This is a genomic window from Marinobacter nanhaiticus D15-8W (genome assembly GCF_036511935.1).
Lineage (GTDB): Bacteria > Pseudomonadota > Gammaproteobacteria > Pseudomonadales > Oleiphilaceae > Marinobacter_A > Marinobacter_A nanhaiticus.
Genome location: NZ_AP028878.1, coordinates 163,872 through 179,753 on the forward strand (window position 1 = coordinate 163,872; position 15,882 = coordinate 179,753).

Sequence of the window (15,882 nt, forward strand, 5' to 3'; positions counted from 1 at the left end):
CATGCTGCACTTTAAACCTCTACTGGTCGTCAGCAAGCGTGAGCTTGACACCAACGACCTGCGCCAATGTCTGCGTATTGCCTTCGGCGGTACGTTGGGCTTCCTGGTGGGCAAGCTGACCCACGACAGCTATGGGGCCTTCTTCACCGTTTTCCCCATGCTGCTGTTGGGAATGGTACCGCGGATGAACGCGCACATATTGCGACAGTTCGCAGCCAACGTCCTCCTGGTCAGTGGCGTCGTGCTGGTGATTCAGGGTCTTTTCGGCGACAAACCCGTACCCATGACGCTCATCGTCATGGGGATGTTCGCCCTGTTGTTCCGGGAAATGACCCGCGGGCCCAACTTTCTCTTCGGCGCCATGTGCATCGTCAACCTGTCCATGCAGATGCACTTCGCCAGCTATCCAACGGCAGACGTGTTCAACATGGTAGGGTCGAATATCGGCGCTTCGATCAGTACTTTCCTGATTGCCACCCTGATGCATTGGGTTTTCCCGGATGTGGCGCCGCGCGAAGCTCGTCAGGTACCCGCTAAACCTATCACCAACCAGCGGCATGAGGTGATCCTGGCCACCACGGTGGCGACCCTGTCATTCGTCGCCTTCCAGGTGATGGACTTGAGTGGTTCCCTGTCGGCGCAGGTGGCGACTATCCTGGTGCTGTTCCCCATGAGCTGGAAGGGTGCGGTACCGGCAGGCTGGAACCGCGCATTGGGTACGCTGGTGGGCTGCAACGTAGGCCTGCTGGTCCAGTTGATCCTGATGAACCATTTCACGGTATTGCTGTTTATTGCTTTCGGCCTGTGGATCAGCCTTATGATCTTCGCCCGCTACCATATGCTCGAGGGCGGTATGTCCGCGGCGGGTTTTGGCGCGCTGACGACGATGGCGATCCTGTTCGGCCAGTACCTGACGCCCCAGCAGGACCTGGTCTACAGCGACCTGTACCGCTTCAGTTCGCTGGCGGTAGCGGTGTTGGCATCGCTGACGGCGGTCTACGTGATGCACCGGATCCTGAACTGTTTTGCCAGTACCCGGCTCCAAACCGACCCGGTCTGACCAACCTGCCGCTTGACCTGAAACGGAGACAGGGCAACATTGGACAGCTTTGACGGTTTCCGATTCATTTTCCGTGAGGTTCATGCGTGGCAGGCAAATCAGGCTGGAAACGGATAGCTCGCTGGCTGCTCTTTATCCTTCTCGGCGTGTTGGCCTTCATAATCGGGTTGATCGCCCTGCTGCGGTTTGTCGATCCCCCCACCACAGCGTTCATGATGGCCGACCGTCTGCAATATCCGGAGCGCCGGCAGGTGCAGAACTGGGTCGACCTGGAGGATATTTCCCCATGGATGCCGCTGGCCGTGATTGCCAGCGAAGACCAGCGTTTTCTCCAGCACTGGGGCCTGGACCTGGACGCGATCGCCTCGGCGGTACAGGAATACCGTGAAGGCGAAGGTCTGCGCGGTGCCAGCACGATTTCCCAGCAGACCACCAAGAATCTGTTCCTGTGGAATGGCCGTCAGATGATTCGCAAGGGCCTGGAAGCGGGTCTGACCCTTGGACTGGAAGCGCTCTGGTCCAAGCGCCGGATCATGGAGGTGTACCTGAACGTCGCGGAATTCGGCGATGGGGTCTATGGTGTCGAGGCGGCCAGCCGGCGTTTCTTCGGCATACCGGCCAGCCAACTCAGCGCTTCCCAGGCAGCACGCCTGGCGGCGGTACTACCCAACCCCAAGGCGTACAGTGCTGCCCGACCATCGGACTACATCTGGCAGCGGGTCGACTGGATCACCGGGCAGATGTACCAGTTGGGCGGGCCGTCGATGGTCCGGGAACTGACCCAAGCGCGCTGATATCGTGACGGTATGGGACGGGCATCATTGGACGGACAACGGAGTAGCGTGTGCTGCAGATTTCACGCAATGTGAGCATTCCCGACGACGAGATTGAGATGACCGCCATCCGCGCCCAGGGTGCCGGCGGCCAGAACGTCAACAAGACCTCCACGGCGATCCACCTGCGTTTCGATATCCGTGCCTCATCGCTGCCGGACGTCTATAAGGAACGGTTGACACAACTGAACGACCAGCGCATCAGCAACGAGGGTGTGTTGGTGATCAAGGCCCAGCAGTTCCGCACCCAGGAAAAGAACCGCGAGGATGCCCTGGAACGACTGCAGGCGTTGGTCCGCAGTGTGGCCCAGACGCGCAAGACGCGTAAGGCGACCCGCCCCACCCGGTCGTCCCAGCGCAAGCGGATGGATCGCAAGTCCCAGCGGGGCAAGACCAAGCAACTCAGGGGCAATGTGAAACTGGACTGATGTTGTAGTCAGAAGGTCATTCCGGTGTCACGATCAACCGATAAACGGTACAGAGCAAGAGGACTCAGGATGAACCCAACAGGAATTCGACGCTCACAGGTCGGTTCAGGACCGGCGGCCCTGGTGGCTGTGCTGCTGGCGGCGTTAGTCGTTACGGGCTGCGCCAGCGACGCCAAAATCTGGGGAGGCGTGCCGAACATGCGTCAGATCGAGGGCACGGTGACCTACCATGAGCGCATGATGGTGCCGACGGACTCGACAGTAACGGTGATACTCGAGGACGTGTCGCTGGCGGATGCGCCGGCGGAAGTGGTGGCCCAGACCAGCTTTCGTTCCAGGAACGGACCTCCCTGGTCCTACATGCTCAACTATGATCCCCGGCTGATCATGGACGGCCGCCGCTATAACCTGCGGGCCAAGGTCACCAGCAATGATCGCCTCATGTTCATCAGTACCGAGGCGAACCCGGTGGTTCCCGGTGAAGTGGACGGCGCAGTGGATATCGTCGTCAACCGCGCTGGTGGCAGCGTGGCTGCGGTCGATCGCCCAGATGATGCCTCCGACTCGCTGATCAACACCTTCTGGGAGCTCAAAGGGCTTTTCGGTGATCCCATCAGCGAGGAATCCGACAAGCGCAAGCTGAATATCGTGCTGGTCAAGGAAGACAATCGGGTTGCTGGTTTCTCCGGTTGCAACCAGTTTTCCGGAAGTTTCACGCGGGACGGGAGTAAGCTTCAGATCGGCCAGTTGGTGTCCACACAGATGGCCTGTTTCGAGGGGTTGGAGCGGGAGCAGCAGTTCCACGAAGCGCTGCGGGAAACCGTGCGCTATACCATCGAAGGTCCGGTACTGAAGTTCTACAACGGCGATGACGAAGTGGTACTGGAATTCCTCTCCGGCGAATATTCATGATGCGGATGTCGTATTGAGTGGTCGCGGCCATGAGTGAACACATCCTCAATATCACCAACGGCGATTGTGCGGTAACCGCCATGACAGCCGCTGGGTTGCCGGGTGACTTCCTGCCGTGGCGGGATATCCTGCACGAAGGGCCGGTGCCGTCCGGGCTTGACCTGGCGGCCCTGTCCGACGTGCGCGCCCGCTATATCGCGGACCGCAATTGGGCGCCGCTGGACACCTTGCTCACCGATTTCCAGGCCAGGGATTCCGGGTTGGAGGATTTCCGCAGTTACGACAGGGTGCGGCTTTGGTTCGAGCATGACCTGTACGATCAACTGCAGCTGCTGCAAGTGCTCGACTGGTTTGCCGACCGGGATCCGGGCGACACCCGGCTGACCATGCTATGTACCGACGAATACCTGGGCCCGGCGTCGCCCGAGGCCCTGCAGCAGCGGTTGAACGCGGAAACGCCCGTGACCGCTGACCATCTTGAGCTGGCCCGCCGCGCCTGGGCAGCCTTTCGCGAAGCGACGCCCGAGGCCTGGGCCTTGTTGTTACAGGACGACCTCACCCCGTTGCCATTCCTCGACGGCGCTGTCCGTCGCCTGCTGGAGGAATACCCCCACCCCCGCACCGGCCTGTCGCGCACGGCCTACCAGGCCTTGTCTTTGGTGGCCCAGGGTGAAGAGCGCTTCAACGTCCTGTTCAACGAATACCAGAACACTGAGGAGCGCCGTTTCATGGGCGACCTGGGTTTCTATGGATTGCTGCACACCCTGTCCGAAGGCGAACAGGCGCTACTGGCCATCGAACGGGAAACGCCGGCTCACCTGATTGACTCTGAGCAACGCTACACGGTCACCCGTCATGGCCGCGACGTTATCGCTGGCCGCGCTTCAGCAGGCGACCAGTTGGCGAGGGATCGCTGGATCGGCGGCGTGCGGCTCCAGCCAGCCCACTACTGGACGTGGGATGCCGGCGCGGAAATCCTGGCCGAGGTCCGAGGCTAAACTTGCCATTCCCACCTTAGCGATTGAATGAGCGAACAACTACCGAATGTGCAACAGGCTCCCCCTATGCGAACCAACCTAATCCTTATCGGCATGCCGGGCTCCGGCAAGAGCACCGTCGGTGTACTGCTGGCCAAGCAGGCGGCGATGAATTTCGTGGATACGGACCTACTGATCCAGTCGGCGGAGGGGCGCACCCTGCAGGACATCGTCGACCATGATGGCTACGATGCCCTCCGCCATATCGAGGAGCGGGTGCTGTGCCAGGTCGATGAGCACGGCAGTGTGATCTCCACCGGCGGCAGTGCCGTCTACAGCGAAAAGGCCATGGCCCATCTCAAACAGCAAGGCATCGTTGTCTTTCTCAATGTCTCATTGGCAACGGTGAAGAAGCGAATTGGCGACTACAGCCTGCGGGGCATCTCCAAGCGGCCGGACCAGACGCTGGAGGAACTGTTCGAGGAGCGTTACGCACTCTACAACCGGTACGCCGATATGGTGATCGACTGCGACGCGCTGACCCAGGACCAGGCCTGCCAGTCAGTCATGGATCAGTTGCCAGAGACCGTTCGCTCACCGGAACATCACTGATATGTCCCGACTACGGTTTGGGGTGGTCGTGCTACTCCTGGCCCTGTCCGGGTGCCAAACCCTGGGGTCCAGCGAGGAACGGCGCATCGGCGAAATGGTTCAATCCATCGAAGCCGCCATCGCCGCGCCGGGGGATCCCGAATCCTTGGCAACGGTGGCCCGCTACGGAACCGATACCCGCTACTACGTCATGATTCGCGGATGGCTGGTGCAGGAACTACGGGGTGTGGAAAGTCAGCTTGAGGCCAGCCGGGATTCGCAACTGAAGGCAGAATTCCAGCAAAAGGCGGATTTTCTCCGCTCGGCAATCCGCCGCATCGATCTCGAATAATTTGCCGATGCCATGCGTGGTCCACCTCTACGTGCGTGGTCCACCTCTAATGGGATGCCAGGCGTTTACGTTCTAATACGGTCTTTGTCTTGCGCGCGATATCGGTGCGGGATTGTCGCTGCTCACCCAGGGATCGATGAGTCGGGCGAGCAGCGGTTAGAGCCTAGTCAGGAATGCGCACCTGGTCGTCCTCGAACAGGATGCGATCACCTTCGGCGGGTGTGGCCTGGATCGGCGGCACGTTGGTGGCGGTCAGCGTCGGCGCGCCCGTACCACGGGGTGTCGTGCGGACCACCTGGCTGGGCGGCAGTGCGACACCGTCCTTCAGGTGGGCGTACACCAGGTCCAGCGCCTGGAAGTAGTAGCGGTGCAGCGGCACATAGAGCGCGTCGAAACCCGGAAAGGCATTGAACGCATCCAGGTGGTGGGCGTTGAGCACTTCGTAATAGCGCAGTCCGCTGTCGCCGCCTTCCACAGTCTGGTTCAGGCCGAAATAGGGCCGCGAGGTATGGTTGATCGGCAGGACCGCATCGGAACGGCCGGTGACGAAAATCGTTGGCTTACCCCGCAGGTTACCGCTGGCGCGGATGTCTACAATGCCTGCAGCAATGGCCCCCGATTGTTCGGCCAACAGGCTGGACAGCAGACCCCCGCTGATCGGGTCGCGGCCTTCGGCCAGGCCCTGCAGGCACAGCAGTGCGTCCAGACCGTAGTCTTGAATACCGCTGCTGGGTGAGGTGCTGAGTTTCAGGTCGGTCGGTACGCCGGTAGCGCCGTCGTACACCTGGTTCACGCCGCCGGTGGGCGGTATGCCGTTACTGGTGGCGAACAGCAGTTCCTCGGACACCTGTGCCAGGGGGACGACCGCACCAGTTGTGGCATCCGTGGCGGCCAGGCTCAGTCCGCACACCCGGTCCTCGACGCCGAACTGACCGTAAGCGTTGGCGTAGGTCATGGAGATGCTCTGGGCCACGGCCGCACCGAAATGGCTCGGCGCCACCAGGTTCTGTTCCGGCTGGATGCCGAATTCCTCTTCCAGTATGCGCTGGGCGTCCGCGGCCTGGGCGTCCACATCGGCGCCGATGACCAGGCCCTTGTTGAACAGGGACGTACAGATATTCTCGTCTACGTCGAAATCATTGAGGGCATCGTTGAAGGGAGCAGAATCCCTGGTGCCCGGCGCCAGGTTGGCGCAGCCCTGGTAGACCGCAATAGCAGTGGTGTAGTCCAGCAGACTGCGGCTGTGCTCGGTGATGACCGGGCCGTCGCCCTGGCGGATGGTGAAGCTCGTGTTGACGGTTGGATTGACGTTGGGTTCGGAGACGGCGACGCCATCGATCAGGCCGTCCTCATCCTGTTCTGCGGCCCGCACGGACGCCCCGCCGCCGTTGGATACGGATGAGGCAATGACCAGCGTGTTTTCAGGCGTTACGGTGACCAGGCGATCGCCGTCATCGGTCTCCTCGCCGAAGCGCTCGTTGAGGATGTAGAAGCCGAACTCGATGGACGCGAGCACATATTGCCCCCAGTCTGCCTCGGGATTGGTTTTGGAATGGGCATGCTTGAAGGCGAACCGGTCCGGCCAATTGCTGTTGAAGGTGGCCCGTTCGCTGGCTTCGAGATCGCTCTCGAACTGGACATCGACATTTTCGTTGGTGGTGAGCTGCCCGCGCATGTCCTGCGCCGCGCCGGTTTCCATATTGAACGATCCGGTGCCGGAGCCCTTATCGGTGTAGACTACCGCACAGCCCTTCTTCAGGCCCCATTCGCCGGCGGTGCCAATGGCGCCGTAGATGCCGCGGGAACCGGAGGACGGCGCGGTCACCATGCAGGAAGCGGCAGGGTCATAGCTGTCCGGAATCTGCACCATGACGGTCACCGGCACCTCGGCCTCGTCGAGGCGGATATAGGCCAGGTACTCATCGCCGGGGATCATGCCCTCGGCGTCATCCGCATCCACCTGCGGGCCGAACAAGTTGCCGTAACCACCGCCGGCACTGGTATCCACCAGGGCCCGGTAGTTGTTGTAGATCGCCAGGGTGCGAAGCTCCTCGGCGGTGGGGTTGATCGGATCGGCGGGCGTGGGCGCGGTAGCGCTGGCCAGGCCGCTGGCCCCGAGACCGGCGGTCAGCAGGTCGTTGCTGGCGCCGTCATAGCGGGTGTGCTGGATATTGCCGCTGACGACATCCGGTCGGACGTTGATGACGCCGTCCGGGCCGTCGTCGTCATCGTCGCCACAGGCGGTCAGGCCCAGGCAAAGCGAGCCGACCAGGGCGCAGATCAGCAGTTTCTGGTAGCTGGGGGTCATGGTGGTTTTCCTCGGTGTTGTTATTGTTCGGCCGCCCTGCAGCCGGCCTCGAAGCTGGCTGCAGGGGCGTCCTTTCCTTTCGCGGTTGCCGGTTTACGGACACTGCCCCGCTTCGAAGACACCGGAGCTGGATTCCCGAACCCAGGTATAACTGCCGGAAATCTGGCCCAGGGCACCGTCACCGCCCACGGTGTAGTAGCCCATCTGGTAGTAGGCCCGGCCGGCGGACTGGTGCTGCAGGTTGGTGCCGTACCAGTCTTCGCAGGTCTGGCCGTCGCCACCGCCCTCGCCGGCACGGCAGGCTTGGGGTTCGGCGGCATACCAGGTGCCGGGTTCGCCCTGGTACAGCGTGACGGAGGACCAGGTGTCGAATGAGGCGCCGATATCCTGCTGGTCGGTCAACGAGAAGGCGCGCAGGCTGGAGGTCCCGCCGGCGACCGCGCGGCCTGCCGTGATGTGGGCGCTGGGAGAGGCGGATGCGGTATCGCAGGTGACATCCGGTGCGCTCGGATCGATCACGGTGACCGTGCGGGTCCGACTGACGGTGTTGCCGTCGGAATCCGTGGCCTCATACGTACAGGTATAGTCCCCCTCGGTGCTGGTATCCACGCTGGAACAATCGGCATCGACACTGAGGCTGCCGTCTTCCTGATCGGTGGCGCTGGCGCCGGGATCGCTAAAGCTTTCGCCCAGCTCGATTTCCATCGGGTTGTCCCCCTGGAGGGTCAACGTAGGTGAGCCGTTACTACCGCCGGAGCCATTGCGGCTGTGGCGGTTGAAGAAATCCCAGATGATGTCCGGGTAGCTGGGGCCGGCACGGACCGCCCAGGCGCCTTCGTTGCCGTCCTCGCCGCCGACCCAGTAATGGCCGTGGTTGGTATCGGTGCTATTGGCGGTGTTTTGCGGCCCGTCGAAGAAGACCGTTTCGACGATGGAGCGGCCGTTGCCGGTGCCGTAGCGGGTGTGCATGCAGTTGTAGTTGTTCTGGTAATAGGGGCTGCAGGCGGCCTGGCTCTGCTGGGCCTCGGCTGGGGTGTCGTGGCTGGCGTCGCCGAACACCTGCAGGTGTGCATCGCGGATATTGCGTCCGGCGGGCTGGATCACCGTGCAGTCGTTGTTGCTCTGCAAAACCATCATCGGGATGGGGTAGGTATCGTCCAGCTCCGCCTCCATGTCGCTCGCCACCTGGCTGACGCTGTGGAAGGTGGCATAACCTGGGCACTGGCCGGACAGGGAGACCGAAGCGGCATCCTCGCCGTAAGGCAGGCCCGAGGCGGAGGCGGTAGCAGCCCAGTATTCGTTGTGTGCGACGGCGGCGACGACGGCCATGGCGCCGCCGGAGGACAGGCCGGTGATGTATCGTCGGTTGGGATCGACGCTGTACTGCGCTTCCACGGTCTGGCCGATGCGTACCAAATCCTGGGGTTCACCGGAGCTTTCGTGCTGGTGCTGGTCGAACCAGAAGCCCCAGCAGTTCTGGTTGCGCAGGCCGTCGTAGCTGGTGATAAATGGCGTCACCAGGATAAAGCCGTACTGGTCGGCGGCGGCCTGCAGGCCCCATTCGTTCAAGGCATTGGCCTGGGTCTGGCTGCACCCGTGCAGGGCCATCACCATCGGTGCGGGGGTGGTGAGGTTATCGGGAATATAGACTTGGTATTGGCGGTCCCGGGAGGCGGCATAGCTGCCGGCCGGGAGGGTGTTGGAGGTCACGGTGCCGGCCTGGACCGACGTCACCGCGGTGACCATCGCAATGGCGACCGTCGCGGCGACCGCGAGCAAACCTCGGATCGTCATGGCATTTCTCCTTCCTGTCTTGTTTTTGTTAGGAATGGGCCTGGGCTTGAGCCCCGGCGAGAAGGCTTATGCGTATGCTGTGCCAAGAATAAAAATCGATTTAATACAGAAGGTTAAGATGGCTCTCGATTTTCTGGTTAAAAAGTATCCGGAAATCCGGACAACGTTAAGTGGTTGATATGGGCCGGGATGGCTTGGTAGGCGTGGGGTTTGGCGGGTTGGCGTTGTGTCCGGTTGTTCAGACAGTGTTCGGGTTTCCGGACAGTTTTGGTTTTGGGCGGATTATTTGAAGATTGGGGGTAGGGTGGTGGGAGGTGGATGCGCGCCCTCGCTTACGTTGTCCTGGATGGCCGTCCGTGGCCAACCATGACAACCGGGACGTCCCTGTCCCTCCTTCAGCGAGGGCGCCCATCCACCTCCTTCGAGTCTCGAGGAATTCGCCATTAGGTTTGGCGCGGGCGTAGGAGGCTGACGCCGACACTCACAGCGGCTGAAGCAACCAAGGCACCGACAAACGGCGCCAGCGTCGGCACGCCTCCCGGGAAACTCGCCACCTGCATCCCCATCACGAAACTGCCGGTTTCGATCCAGCCGGGCAAAACGGCGCCAAACAAACCCGCGACAGCGCCCCAGACGGCGGCTTCGGTGGTCATGCGTGACCAGAGGCCCATTAGTACGGGTATGACAGCTGTGGCACAGAGCAGGTCGGCGATGAGGAACAGGCGCAGAACCGAATAACCCTGCAAGGCAATAAGCACGACAGGGACCATCAAACCCACCGTGATCCAGCGCGCGGCGCTCAGCGAGAGCCCGCTCTTTTCCGTCACCGCGAGGGACGCAAGACCGTTCTGCAGGGTGTCGACGGAGGACGCGACCAGTGTTAATGCCAGGATGAGGGCGACCAGGGCGAGCCAATCCGGGGCCTGGCTGAGCAGCGCGAAGAAGGGAATGGGCGGTGAGCCGAGGTCGACGCCGCTCATGGCGGCGGTAACGCCCAGGCCTCCAACCAGGGCCACGACGGCAATGGTGATGACACCGCCAAGGATGGCCCCCTGGCCTAATGCCGCGCCATCCCGCGCGGCCCAGACCCGTTGCCAATAACCCTGGTGGAACAGGTTGGCGGCCGTCACTGCCAACACCAGCGTCAGCGCCACACCTAACGCGCTACCGATGGGCGCTGAAGGCATCGGTGTACGATCCACCGGGCTGGGCAACCCCGGCAGCGCGACAAAGCCCACGACCAGGATCAGCCCGACCAGCAATAGCGCCTGCCAGCGGTCGGTCACCAGGCTGGCCCGGAGTCCACCCCAGGCGGTATAGATCAAGGTGGCCCCGGCAACGCCCAGGATGGCGACGTTGCCGTTGAGATCCGTCAGCAGTCCGGTGATGGCGCCCACGGCGGTCAGTTCTGCGGTCAGGAAGCAGAGCATGTAGAGTACGGAGATCAGCGCCACCCAGCGGCGCATACCGGTGCCGTAGCAGGTCTGGGCGAACTCGCCGATGCTGCGGCCGTGTGGCAGGTGGCGTCGAATGGCAGGGCCGCAGAAGGCAAATACGATAAAGGGCAGTGCGGCGCCAAGGGCATAACCGGCCAGACCGATGGGGCCGACCAGTGCCCCCACTTCAGGCGGGGCAAAGAGAATCCAGCCACCCATGCCCGAGGCCAGGAACGATAGCCCCAATGCTCGGGCCCCTTGGGAGTTGCGGGCGGTAACATAGTCATCGAGGCCGCCATCGGCGACCCGGGCGCGCAGGCCCAGCCAGGTAAACGTAATCAGTGCGACCGCAACGGCCGCTACGGTAAAGATCATGTCGCGCTTCCTCCGCCGGTATCAACCGGATCAGGTTCCAGGGTTTCCTCAGACGCGTCGTTAAACGACGGCGCTCGATGCCTTCTCAGTCCGCTAGACGGACTCCCCCGGCGACTCAGTTTGTGAATAGTTCAGGACGGTCCATACTGACACAGATCCGGTTTTGTCGCGATTGATGTTCATTCGCGCGTGATCGGCTTCGTGACTGGTCTCGTAACGGAAGCGGATAGCACTTGGAGAACAGATCAAGGACATTCAGGCAGCAGGGAGAAAGTCCCATGGTTTCATTAAGTCAACGTATGGTTTGGGCAGCGTTGCTTTTACTGGCCAGCGCTGTGGCCGTCGCCGCCAATCACGTGAAGGTGACGCCCTTGGGCGGTCAGGATGGCGAGTTCTGCGCCCTTGATCGCGCCATGGTCTTTGAAGATCCCAACGGCACGCGCATCCTCTACGATGCGGGCCGCACAGTGGCGGGCGGGGACGATCCCCGGTTGGGCAGCATCGATGTCGTGCTTGTCAGTCACGTCCACGGCGACCACATCGGCGATCGCCATATTCCCAAACTGAATGCCGGCAGTTGTGGCAAGCCCGACGCCTCCGTGGATGCGACGCCACTGTCCAACAGCGTGAAAATCGCCATGGCCAAGAACGCCAAGATCGTCACCGGTAGCGAGATGCCCCAGTTCTTTGCCGGCAAGCTGCGGTCCGCCGGGGGTAATCCCGAGAATTCAGTTCTGGTGCGCTTCGGTGCCATGGTGGATGTTGGCGGTGTCGGCATCACGACGGTGCCTGCCGTACACAGCAATGGCCTTGCGCCCTCGTTTATTGGCGGCGAGTTGGCAGAGCGCATGAAGACGGCGGGTATCGCGGGCTACGTTGGGCCCCCCACAGGTTACGTTCTCAAGTTCAGCAATGGTCTTGTGGTGTACCTTTCCGGTGATACCGGTGTTACGGCTGAGCAGGAATCCGTCGTGCGTGACTACTATGGCGCCCGAATGGTTGTGATGAACATTGGCGATACCTATACCACTGGCCCCAAGGAAGCGGCGCATGTGATCAATGAGATGATCCAGCCGGCCAGCGTCATACCGTCACACGCGAACGAGCCGGCCACGGAAAATGGCAAAGTCCGCGAGGGTACTCGCACGGCCACGTTTACAGAGGCCAGCAAAGTCCCGGTACATATCCCGTTGAGCGGCCGGACGCTTGCCTTTGATGGTACAGGCAGGTGTGTGGAGGGTTGTTAGAGGTTTGAGTTGGATTCGCGGTCGGCCGATCCTGCGGTTATGCTTGGTACCGTGTTTCCCCGGGGTAGGTCGGCCATTCCGATGATTGAGGAATTCGATGAGACCGCAATAGCGCTCGCCTTCACATTTAATGCGGTGGTAACCGCGCTGGCAGTCCTGATTCACTACCAGTGCCTGTCATGGTTGAGTCACCTGGTTCCCGCACTCGGGCTACCCCACCGCTTTCGTATCGTCGTGGGTGTGTTCGGTGCCCTTCTGGCGCACCTGGCAGAGGTCTGGGTTTTCGGCGCGGCCTTCTACTGGATGAATGCGTCCACCGAGTGGGGCCACTTGGGCGGGAACTTCTCCGGATCGCTGCTCGACTGTGTCTACTTTTCCCTCACCACCTTCACCACCGTGGGTTTCGGTGACGTCGAACCGTTTGGGTATATCCGGTTCCTGGCGGGTATCGAGGCGCTTACGGGGCTGCTGTTGATCACCTGGAGCGCCTCATTCCTGTTCCTGGAAATGCAGCGCTTCTGGCGAGATCAAAAGCGTTGATGGCTCAGGTGCCTTCCACGGAAACCTTGGAGGCCGCCGCCTCCAGTTCGATAATCAAACGACGCAGGCGCTGGCCCATATCGGCGCTATCCACCAACTGGCCGACCATGGCCTGGGTCGTTTCGCGAATGCTCTGCAGGTTCTGTTGCACGTCATCCGTCGAGGCCGTCTGCTCGGCGGAAACGTCGGCGATGTCCTGGTTGGTTTCGTCGATACGCGCCACCATCGCGCTGATTTCCTGCAGAGCGGTAGCGCCGGCGTCGGCTTCTTCCACGCAGCGGCTGGCATCGACCGAGCTGGAGTTCATCTGCTGAACTGCAGCTCCCATGGTGCCCAGCAGCCGGTCGATGGTGCCCTGGATCTGTTCGGTGGAATCCTGAACCCGCTGGGCCAGTTTGCGAACCTCGTCGGCAACCACGGCAAAGCCGCGGCCCTGATCGCCAGCTCGCGCAGCCTCGATAGCGGCGTTGAGGGCCAGCAGGTTGGTTTGCTCGGCGATCCCCTGGATCTCCGTGACGGCACTGCCAATTTCACGGCTGTTCTCGGCCAGGGCCTCCACGCTACCAGCGGATTGTTGGATGATTTCCGCCAGGCGCTGGATCGAGCGTGAGGACTTGGCCACCCGCTCGCTGCCGTTAACAGCGGCTTCGCGCGCTTCATGGGACAGTTCCTTGGCAGCGTCGGCCTGCCCGGCGATCCCGCGGAATCCGTCCAACATGGCTTGTACGGCATCGGCAGAGCGGTCGGTACCCGTCTGCTGGCGCTTGAGTTCGTCACGACTGCGTTCGGAAGCGGCGGCGAGCGAGGCTACTTCCGATTCCAGGCGCTTGATGGCTTCCTTCATGCTGCGCACGACGTCTCCGGTGCGGCTTTGCATGGCGTTGAAGGCCTCACCCATCTCACCGATCTCGTCGGTAGAATCCACGCGGGCGCGCAGGCTCAGGTTGCCGGTGGTCTGAACCTCTACCATGGTGTTCTTCAAGCGGTAGACATGGCGCTCGATAAAGGTGATCAGCAGCTGCGAGCAGGCCATCTCCAGCAGCATCAGGATGGCAACCACGCCTGCAAACGCAGGGGCGTGATCACCGAAGACAGCGCCGAATGTCTGGTCGGTGGCTGCAGCAATGCGATCCATGGCAAACAGAACCAGCAATACCAGGACGGCGAAGACGACGATATTGAGAAGCCAGAATTTGTACTTGAGTTTGGCGTTCTTGAGTAATGCAACCATAGGGCCTCTGCCGGGTATTCCGGTACAACAGGACATATCTTGACGATAGAGCGTCTAGTGTCGATGGAAATCTGTAAAGATGGAAAGTCTCTAAAGATAGCACCCTCTGATCGCCATGTGTTGTCTTGAATCAATACCGTTGGTCAGGAATTGTAAAAAAACCGGGGCGGATGGCGTCCCGGTTTTTCTGGCAAGCGGATGGGTTGCAGGTGCAGGTGCTTTAGCTACGTTGTTCAGCTAGCGTGGCGTTGTCCCCAACGGGTGATAGCCGTGAGAATACCAGCCCGGAATCGTCTACACGGCCGTAGCGCAGGTTCACCAGGTCCAAAAGGTAGTTCTGGTAGAGTTTCCACGGTTTGCGATCGCCCTGCTTGGGTAGCCGGTCCAGCGCACGCAGTACATAGCCGGAATCGAGATCGATAAACGGCTCCACCTTCACGTCGTCGTCTACTACCGGTGTACAGGCCTCATAGCCTTGGCGATCCATATAGTTGAGGATGCGACAAACGTATTCGCTGGTCAGGTCGGCCTTCAATGTCCAGGAGGCGTTGGTGTAACCCACCACCAGAGCCAGGTTGGGCACATTGCTGAGCATCATGCCTTTGTAGCTCATGGTGTCGCCCAGGGCGATCTTCTGTTTGTCCACGGTGACCTCGGCGTCGCCCAGGGCCACCAGGTTGAGGCCGGTGGCGGAGACCACGATGTCAGCTTCCAGCTCCTCGCCGGACTTCAGGCGGATACCCTTTTCGGTGAACGTATCGATGTGGTCGGTCACGACGTTGGCGGAGCCTTTGCGCAGGGCCCGGAACAGATCACCGTTGGGCACCAGGCAGAGACGTTGGTCCCAAGGGTCGTAGCTCGGGTTGAAGTGGGTATCGATATCGAAATCCCGACCCAGTTGGCTGCGCAGATGCTGTCGCAGCAGTTTGCGCATCAGCTTGGGGTAGCGCCGGCAGGCCTGGAAGAACAGCGTCTGCAGGCCCACGTTTTTCCAGCGGGTGAGCTGGTAGGCGGCCTTGGTCGGCAACACGCGGTTAAGGGTACGAGCGATGAGGTCCACGTCCGGCAGGGAGACGATCCAGGTGGGTGAACGCTGCAGCATGGTGACCTGGGCCGCGTCCTGCGCCATGGCTGGCACCAGGGTCACCGCCGTGGCGCCGCTGCCGATGACGACCACGCGCTTGCCGCTGTAATCCAGGTCCTCGGGCCAGTGCTGCGGGTGGATCAGTCGGCCCTTGAAGTTTTCTACGCCGGGGAAGTTCGGCATGTAGCCCTGGTCGTAGCGGTAGTAGCCCGAGCAGTTGATGATGAAATTACAGGTGAAACACGCGTTCCGGCCGGTCTTCTGGTTCTTTGCGGTGACGGTCCAGGTGGCGTCGGCGCTAGACCAGTCGTAACGGGTGACCCAGTGGTTGAAGCGGATCTTCTCGTCAATACCGTAATCGGCTGCGGTGCTTTTCACATAGCTGAGAATCGACGGGCCATCGGCGAGGGATTTGTCTTCCCGCCACGGGCGGAAGCTGTAACCCAGGGTGTACATGTCCGAGTCGGAGCGGATGCCCGGGTAGCGGAAGATATCCCAGGTACCGCCGATAGACGCCCGGCCCTCGAGGATGGCGTAGGTCTTGTCGGTGCAATAGGTCTGGATATGGTAGGCCGCGCCGATACCGGAGAGCCCGGCGCCCACGATCAGGACATCGAAATGCTGGTTTGCCATAGGGTCTGTCTCGCTTCAGCCCGGCGACGGAAGGCCAGAGGCTGTTGTCTGTTATTGTGGCGATATAAAGCAACCGCTTTA

Annotated in this window: 14 protein-coding genes and 1 riboswitch; of the genes, 9 read left to right on the forward strand and 5 right to left on the reverse strand. The window is 61.4% G+C overall.

Annotated elements, in window-relative coordinates; translation table 11 throughout:
- The first annotated feature begins 1 nt into the window (after position 1).
- The 7 genes from RE428_RS00765 (at position 2) to RE428_RS00795 (ending at position 5,153) form a co-directional block, all read left to right on the forward strand.
- Positions 2-1,060 (forward strand): DUF2955 domain-containing protein, encoded by a 1,059-nt coding sequence (locus RE428_RS00765; RefSeq protein ID WP_004579460.1) that lies wholly within the window; start codon positions 2-4, stop codon positions 1,058-1,060.
- Positions 1,061-1,146: 86 nt separating this feature from the next.
- Complete coding sequence (mtgA, locus tag RE428_RS00770; RefSeq protein WP_004579459.1) at positions 1,147-1,854, forward strand: monofunctional biosynthetic peptidoglycan transglycosylase; 708 nt, start codon at positions 1,147-1,149, stop codon at positions 1,852-1,854.
- Between the two features lie 50 nt (positions 1,855-1,904).
- Positions 1,905-2,321, forward strand: a complete 417-nt coding sequence (gene arfB, locus RE428_RS00775; protein WP_004579458.1) for an alternative ribosome rescue aminoacyl-tRNA hydrolase ArfB — start codon at positions 1,905-1,907, stop codon at positions 2,319-2,321.
- 69 nt (positions 2,322-2,390) lie between these two features.
- Positions 2,391-3,233: a YbaY family lipoprotein gene (locus RE428_RS00780; protein WP_004579457.1), complete on the forward strand. Its 843-nt coding sequence runs from the start codon at positions 2,391-2,393 to the stop codon at positions 3,231-3,233.
- Positions 3,234-3,262: 29 nt separating this feature from the next.
- Positions 3,263-4,231: a hypothetical protein gene (locus tag RE428_RS00785; RefSeq protein ID WP_004579456.1), complete on the forward strand. Its 969-nt coding sequence runs from the start codon at positions 3,263-3,265 to the stop codon at positions 4,229-4,231.
- 66 nt (positions 4,232-4,297) lie between these two features.
- On the forward strand, positions 4,298-4,822 hold the full coding sequence (locus RE428_RS00790) for a shikimate kinase (RefSeq protein ID WP_004579455.1): 525 nt from the start codon (positions 4,298-4,300) through the stop codon (positions 4,820-4,822).
- A gap of 1 nt (position 4,823) precedes the next feature.
- Complete coding sequence (locus tag RE428_RS00795) at positions 4,824-5,153, forward strand: hypothetical protein (protein ID WP_004579454.1); 330 nt, start codon at positions 4,824-4,826, stop codon at positions 5,151-5,153.
- Between the two features lie 163 nt (positions 5,154-5,316).
- Here RE428_RS00795 and RE428_RS00800 read toward each other — a convergent pair whose 3' ends face one another.
- The 3 genes from RE428_RS00800 to RE428_RS00810 all read right to left on the reverse strand — a co-directional run bounded on the left by RE428_RS00800 (position 5,317) and on the right by RE428_RS00810 (position 11,066).
- Positions 5,317-7,461 carry a 3-hydroxybutyrate oligomer hydrolase family protein gene (locus tag RE428_RS00800; RefSeq protein WP_004579453.1) on the reverse strand — a complete coding sequence of 715 codons (2,145 nt, stop codon included), beginning with the start codon at positions 7,459-7,461 and terminating at the stop codon, positions 5,317-5,319.
- 93 nt (positions 7,462-7,554) lie between these two features.
- On the reverse strand, positions 7,555-9,255 hold the full coding sequence (locus RE428_RS00805) for an extracellular catalytic domain type 1 short-chain-length polyhydroxyalkanoate depolymerase (RefSeq protein WP_004579452.1): 1,701 nt from the start codon (positions 9,253-9,255) through the stop codon (positions 7,555-7,557).
- Positions 9,256-9,698: 443 nt separating this feature from the next.
- A complete protein-coding gene (locus RE428_RS00810; protein WP_004579451.1) occupies positions 9,699-11,066 on the reverse strand; it encodes a sodium:solute symporter family transporter in 1,368 nt (455 codons plus the stop codon).
- Positions 11,056-11,185, reverse strand: a riboswitch (TPP riboswitch). It overlaps the preceding gene by 11 nt.
- 159 nt (positions 11,186-11,344) lie before the next feature.
- Here RE428_RS00810 and RE428_RS00815 point away from each other — a divergent pair.
- Both RE428_RS00815 and RE428_RS00820 read left to right on the forward strand, forming a co-directional pair.
- The gene (locus RE428_RS00815; protein ID WP_004579450.1) at positions 11,345-12,313 is read left to right on the forward strand and encodes an MBL fold metallo-hydrolase; all 969 of its coding nucleotides are present in this window, start codon (positions 11,345-11,347) and stop codon (positions 12,311-12,313) included.
- 81 nt (positions 12,314-12,394) lie between these two features.
- Positions 12,395-12,853 carry a potassium channel family protein gene (locus RE428_RS00820; protein WP_051079818.1) on the forward strand — a complete coding sequence of 153 codons (459 nt, stop codon included), beginning with the start codon at positions 12,395-12,397 and terminating at the stop codon, positions 12,851-12,853.
- Between the two features lie 4 nt (positions 12,854-12,857).
- On the opposite strand, the gene RE428_RS00825 is transcribed toward RE428_RS00820, so the two are convergent.
- Positions 12,858-14,084 carry a methyl-accepting chemotaxis protein gene (locus RE428_RS00825; protein ID WP_004579448.1) on the reverse strand — a complete coding sequence of 409 codons (1,227 nt, stop codon included), beginning with the start codon at positions 14,082-14,084 and terminating at the stop codon, positions 12,858-12,860.
- Positions 14,085-14,304: 220 nt separating this feature from the next.
- The gene (locus RE428_RS00830) at positions 14,305-15,801 is read right to left on the reverse strand and encodes a flavin-containing monooxygenase (protein ID WP_004579447.1); all 1,497 of its coding nucleotides are present in this window, start codon (positions 15,799-15,801) and stop codon (positions 14,305-14,307) included.
- Positions 15,802-15,882: the final 81 nt, after the last annotated feature.

Bases quoted from the DNA above. Each gene is read 5' to 3' on its own strand.
- RE428_RS00765 (WP_004579460.1), top strand. From the start codon at position 2: ATGCTGCACTTTAAACCTCTACTGGTCGTCAGCAAGCGTGAGCTTGAC.
- RE428_RS00780 (WP_004579457.1), top strand. From the start codon at position 2,391: ATGAACCCAACAGGAATTCGACGCTCACAGGTCGGTTCAGGACCGGCG.
- RE428_RS00785 (WP_004579456.1), top strand. From the start codon at position 3,263: ATGAGTGAACACATCCTCAATATCACCAACGGCGATTGTGCGGTAACC.
- RE428_RS00790 (WP_004579455.1), top strand. From the start codon at position 4,298: ATGCGAACCAACCTAATCCTTATCGGCATGCCGGGCTCCGGCAAGAGC.
- RE428_RS00795 (WP_004579454.1), top strand. From the start codon at position 4,824: ATGTCCCGACTACGGTTTGGGGTGGTCGTGCTACTCCTGGCCCTGTCC.
- RE428_RS00800 (WP_004579453.1), bottom strand. From the start codon at position 7,461: ATGACCCCCAGCTACCAGAAACTGCTGATCTGCGCCCTGGTCGGCTCG.
- RE428_RS00805 (WP_004579452.1), bottom strand. From the start codon at position 9,255: ATGACGATCCGAGGTTTGCTCGCGGTCGCCGCGACGGTCGCCATTGCG.
- RE428_RS00810 (WP_004579451.1), bottom strand. From the start codon at position 11,066: ATGATCTTTACCGTAGCGGCCGTTGCGGTCGCACTGATTACGTTTACC.
- RE428_RS00815 (WP_004579450.1), top strand. From the start codon at position 11,345: ATGGTTTCATTAAGTCAACGTATGGTTTGGGCAGCGTTGCTTTTACTG.
- RE428_RS00820 (WP_051079818.1), top strand. From the start codon at position 12,395: ATGATTGAGGAATTCGATGAGACCGCAATAGCGCTCGCCTTCACATTT.
- RE428_RS00825 (WP_004579448.1), bottom strand. From the start codon at position 14,084: ATGGTTGCATTACTCAAGAACGCCAAACTCAAGTACAAATTCTGGCTT.
- RE428_RS00830 (WP_004579447.1), bottom strand. From the start codon at position 15,801: ATGGCAAACCAGCATTTCGATGTCCTGATCGTGGGCGCCGGGCTCTCC.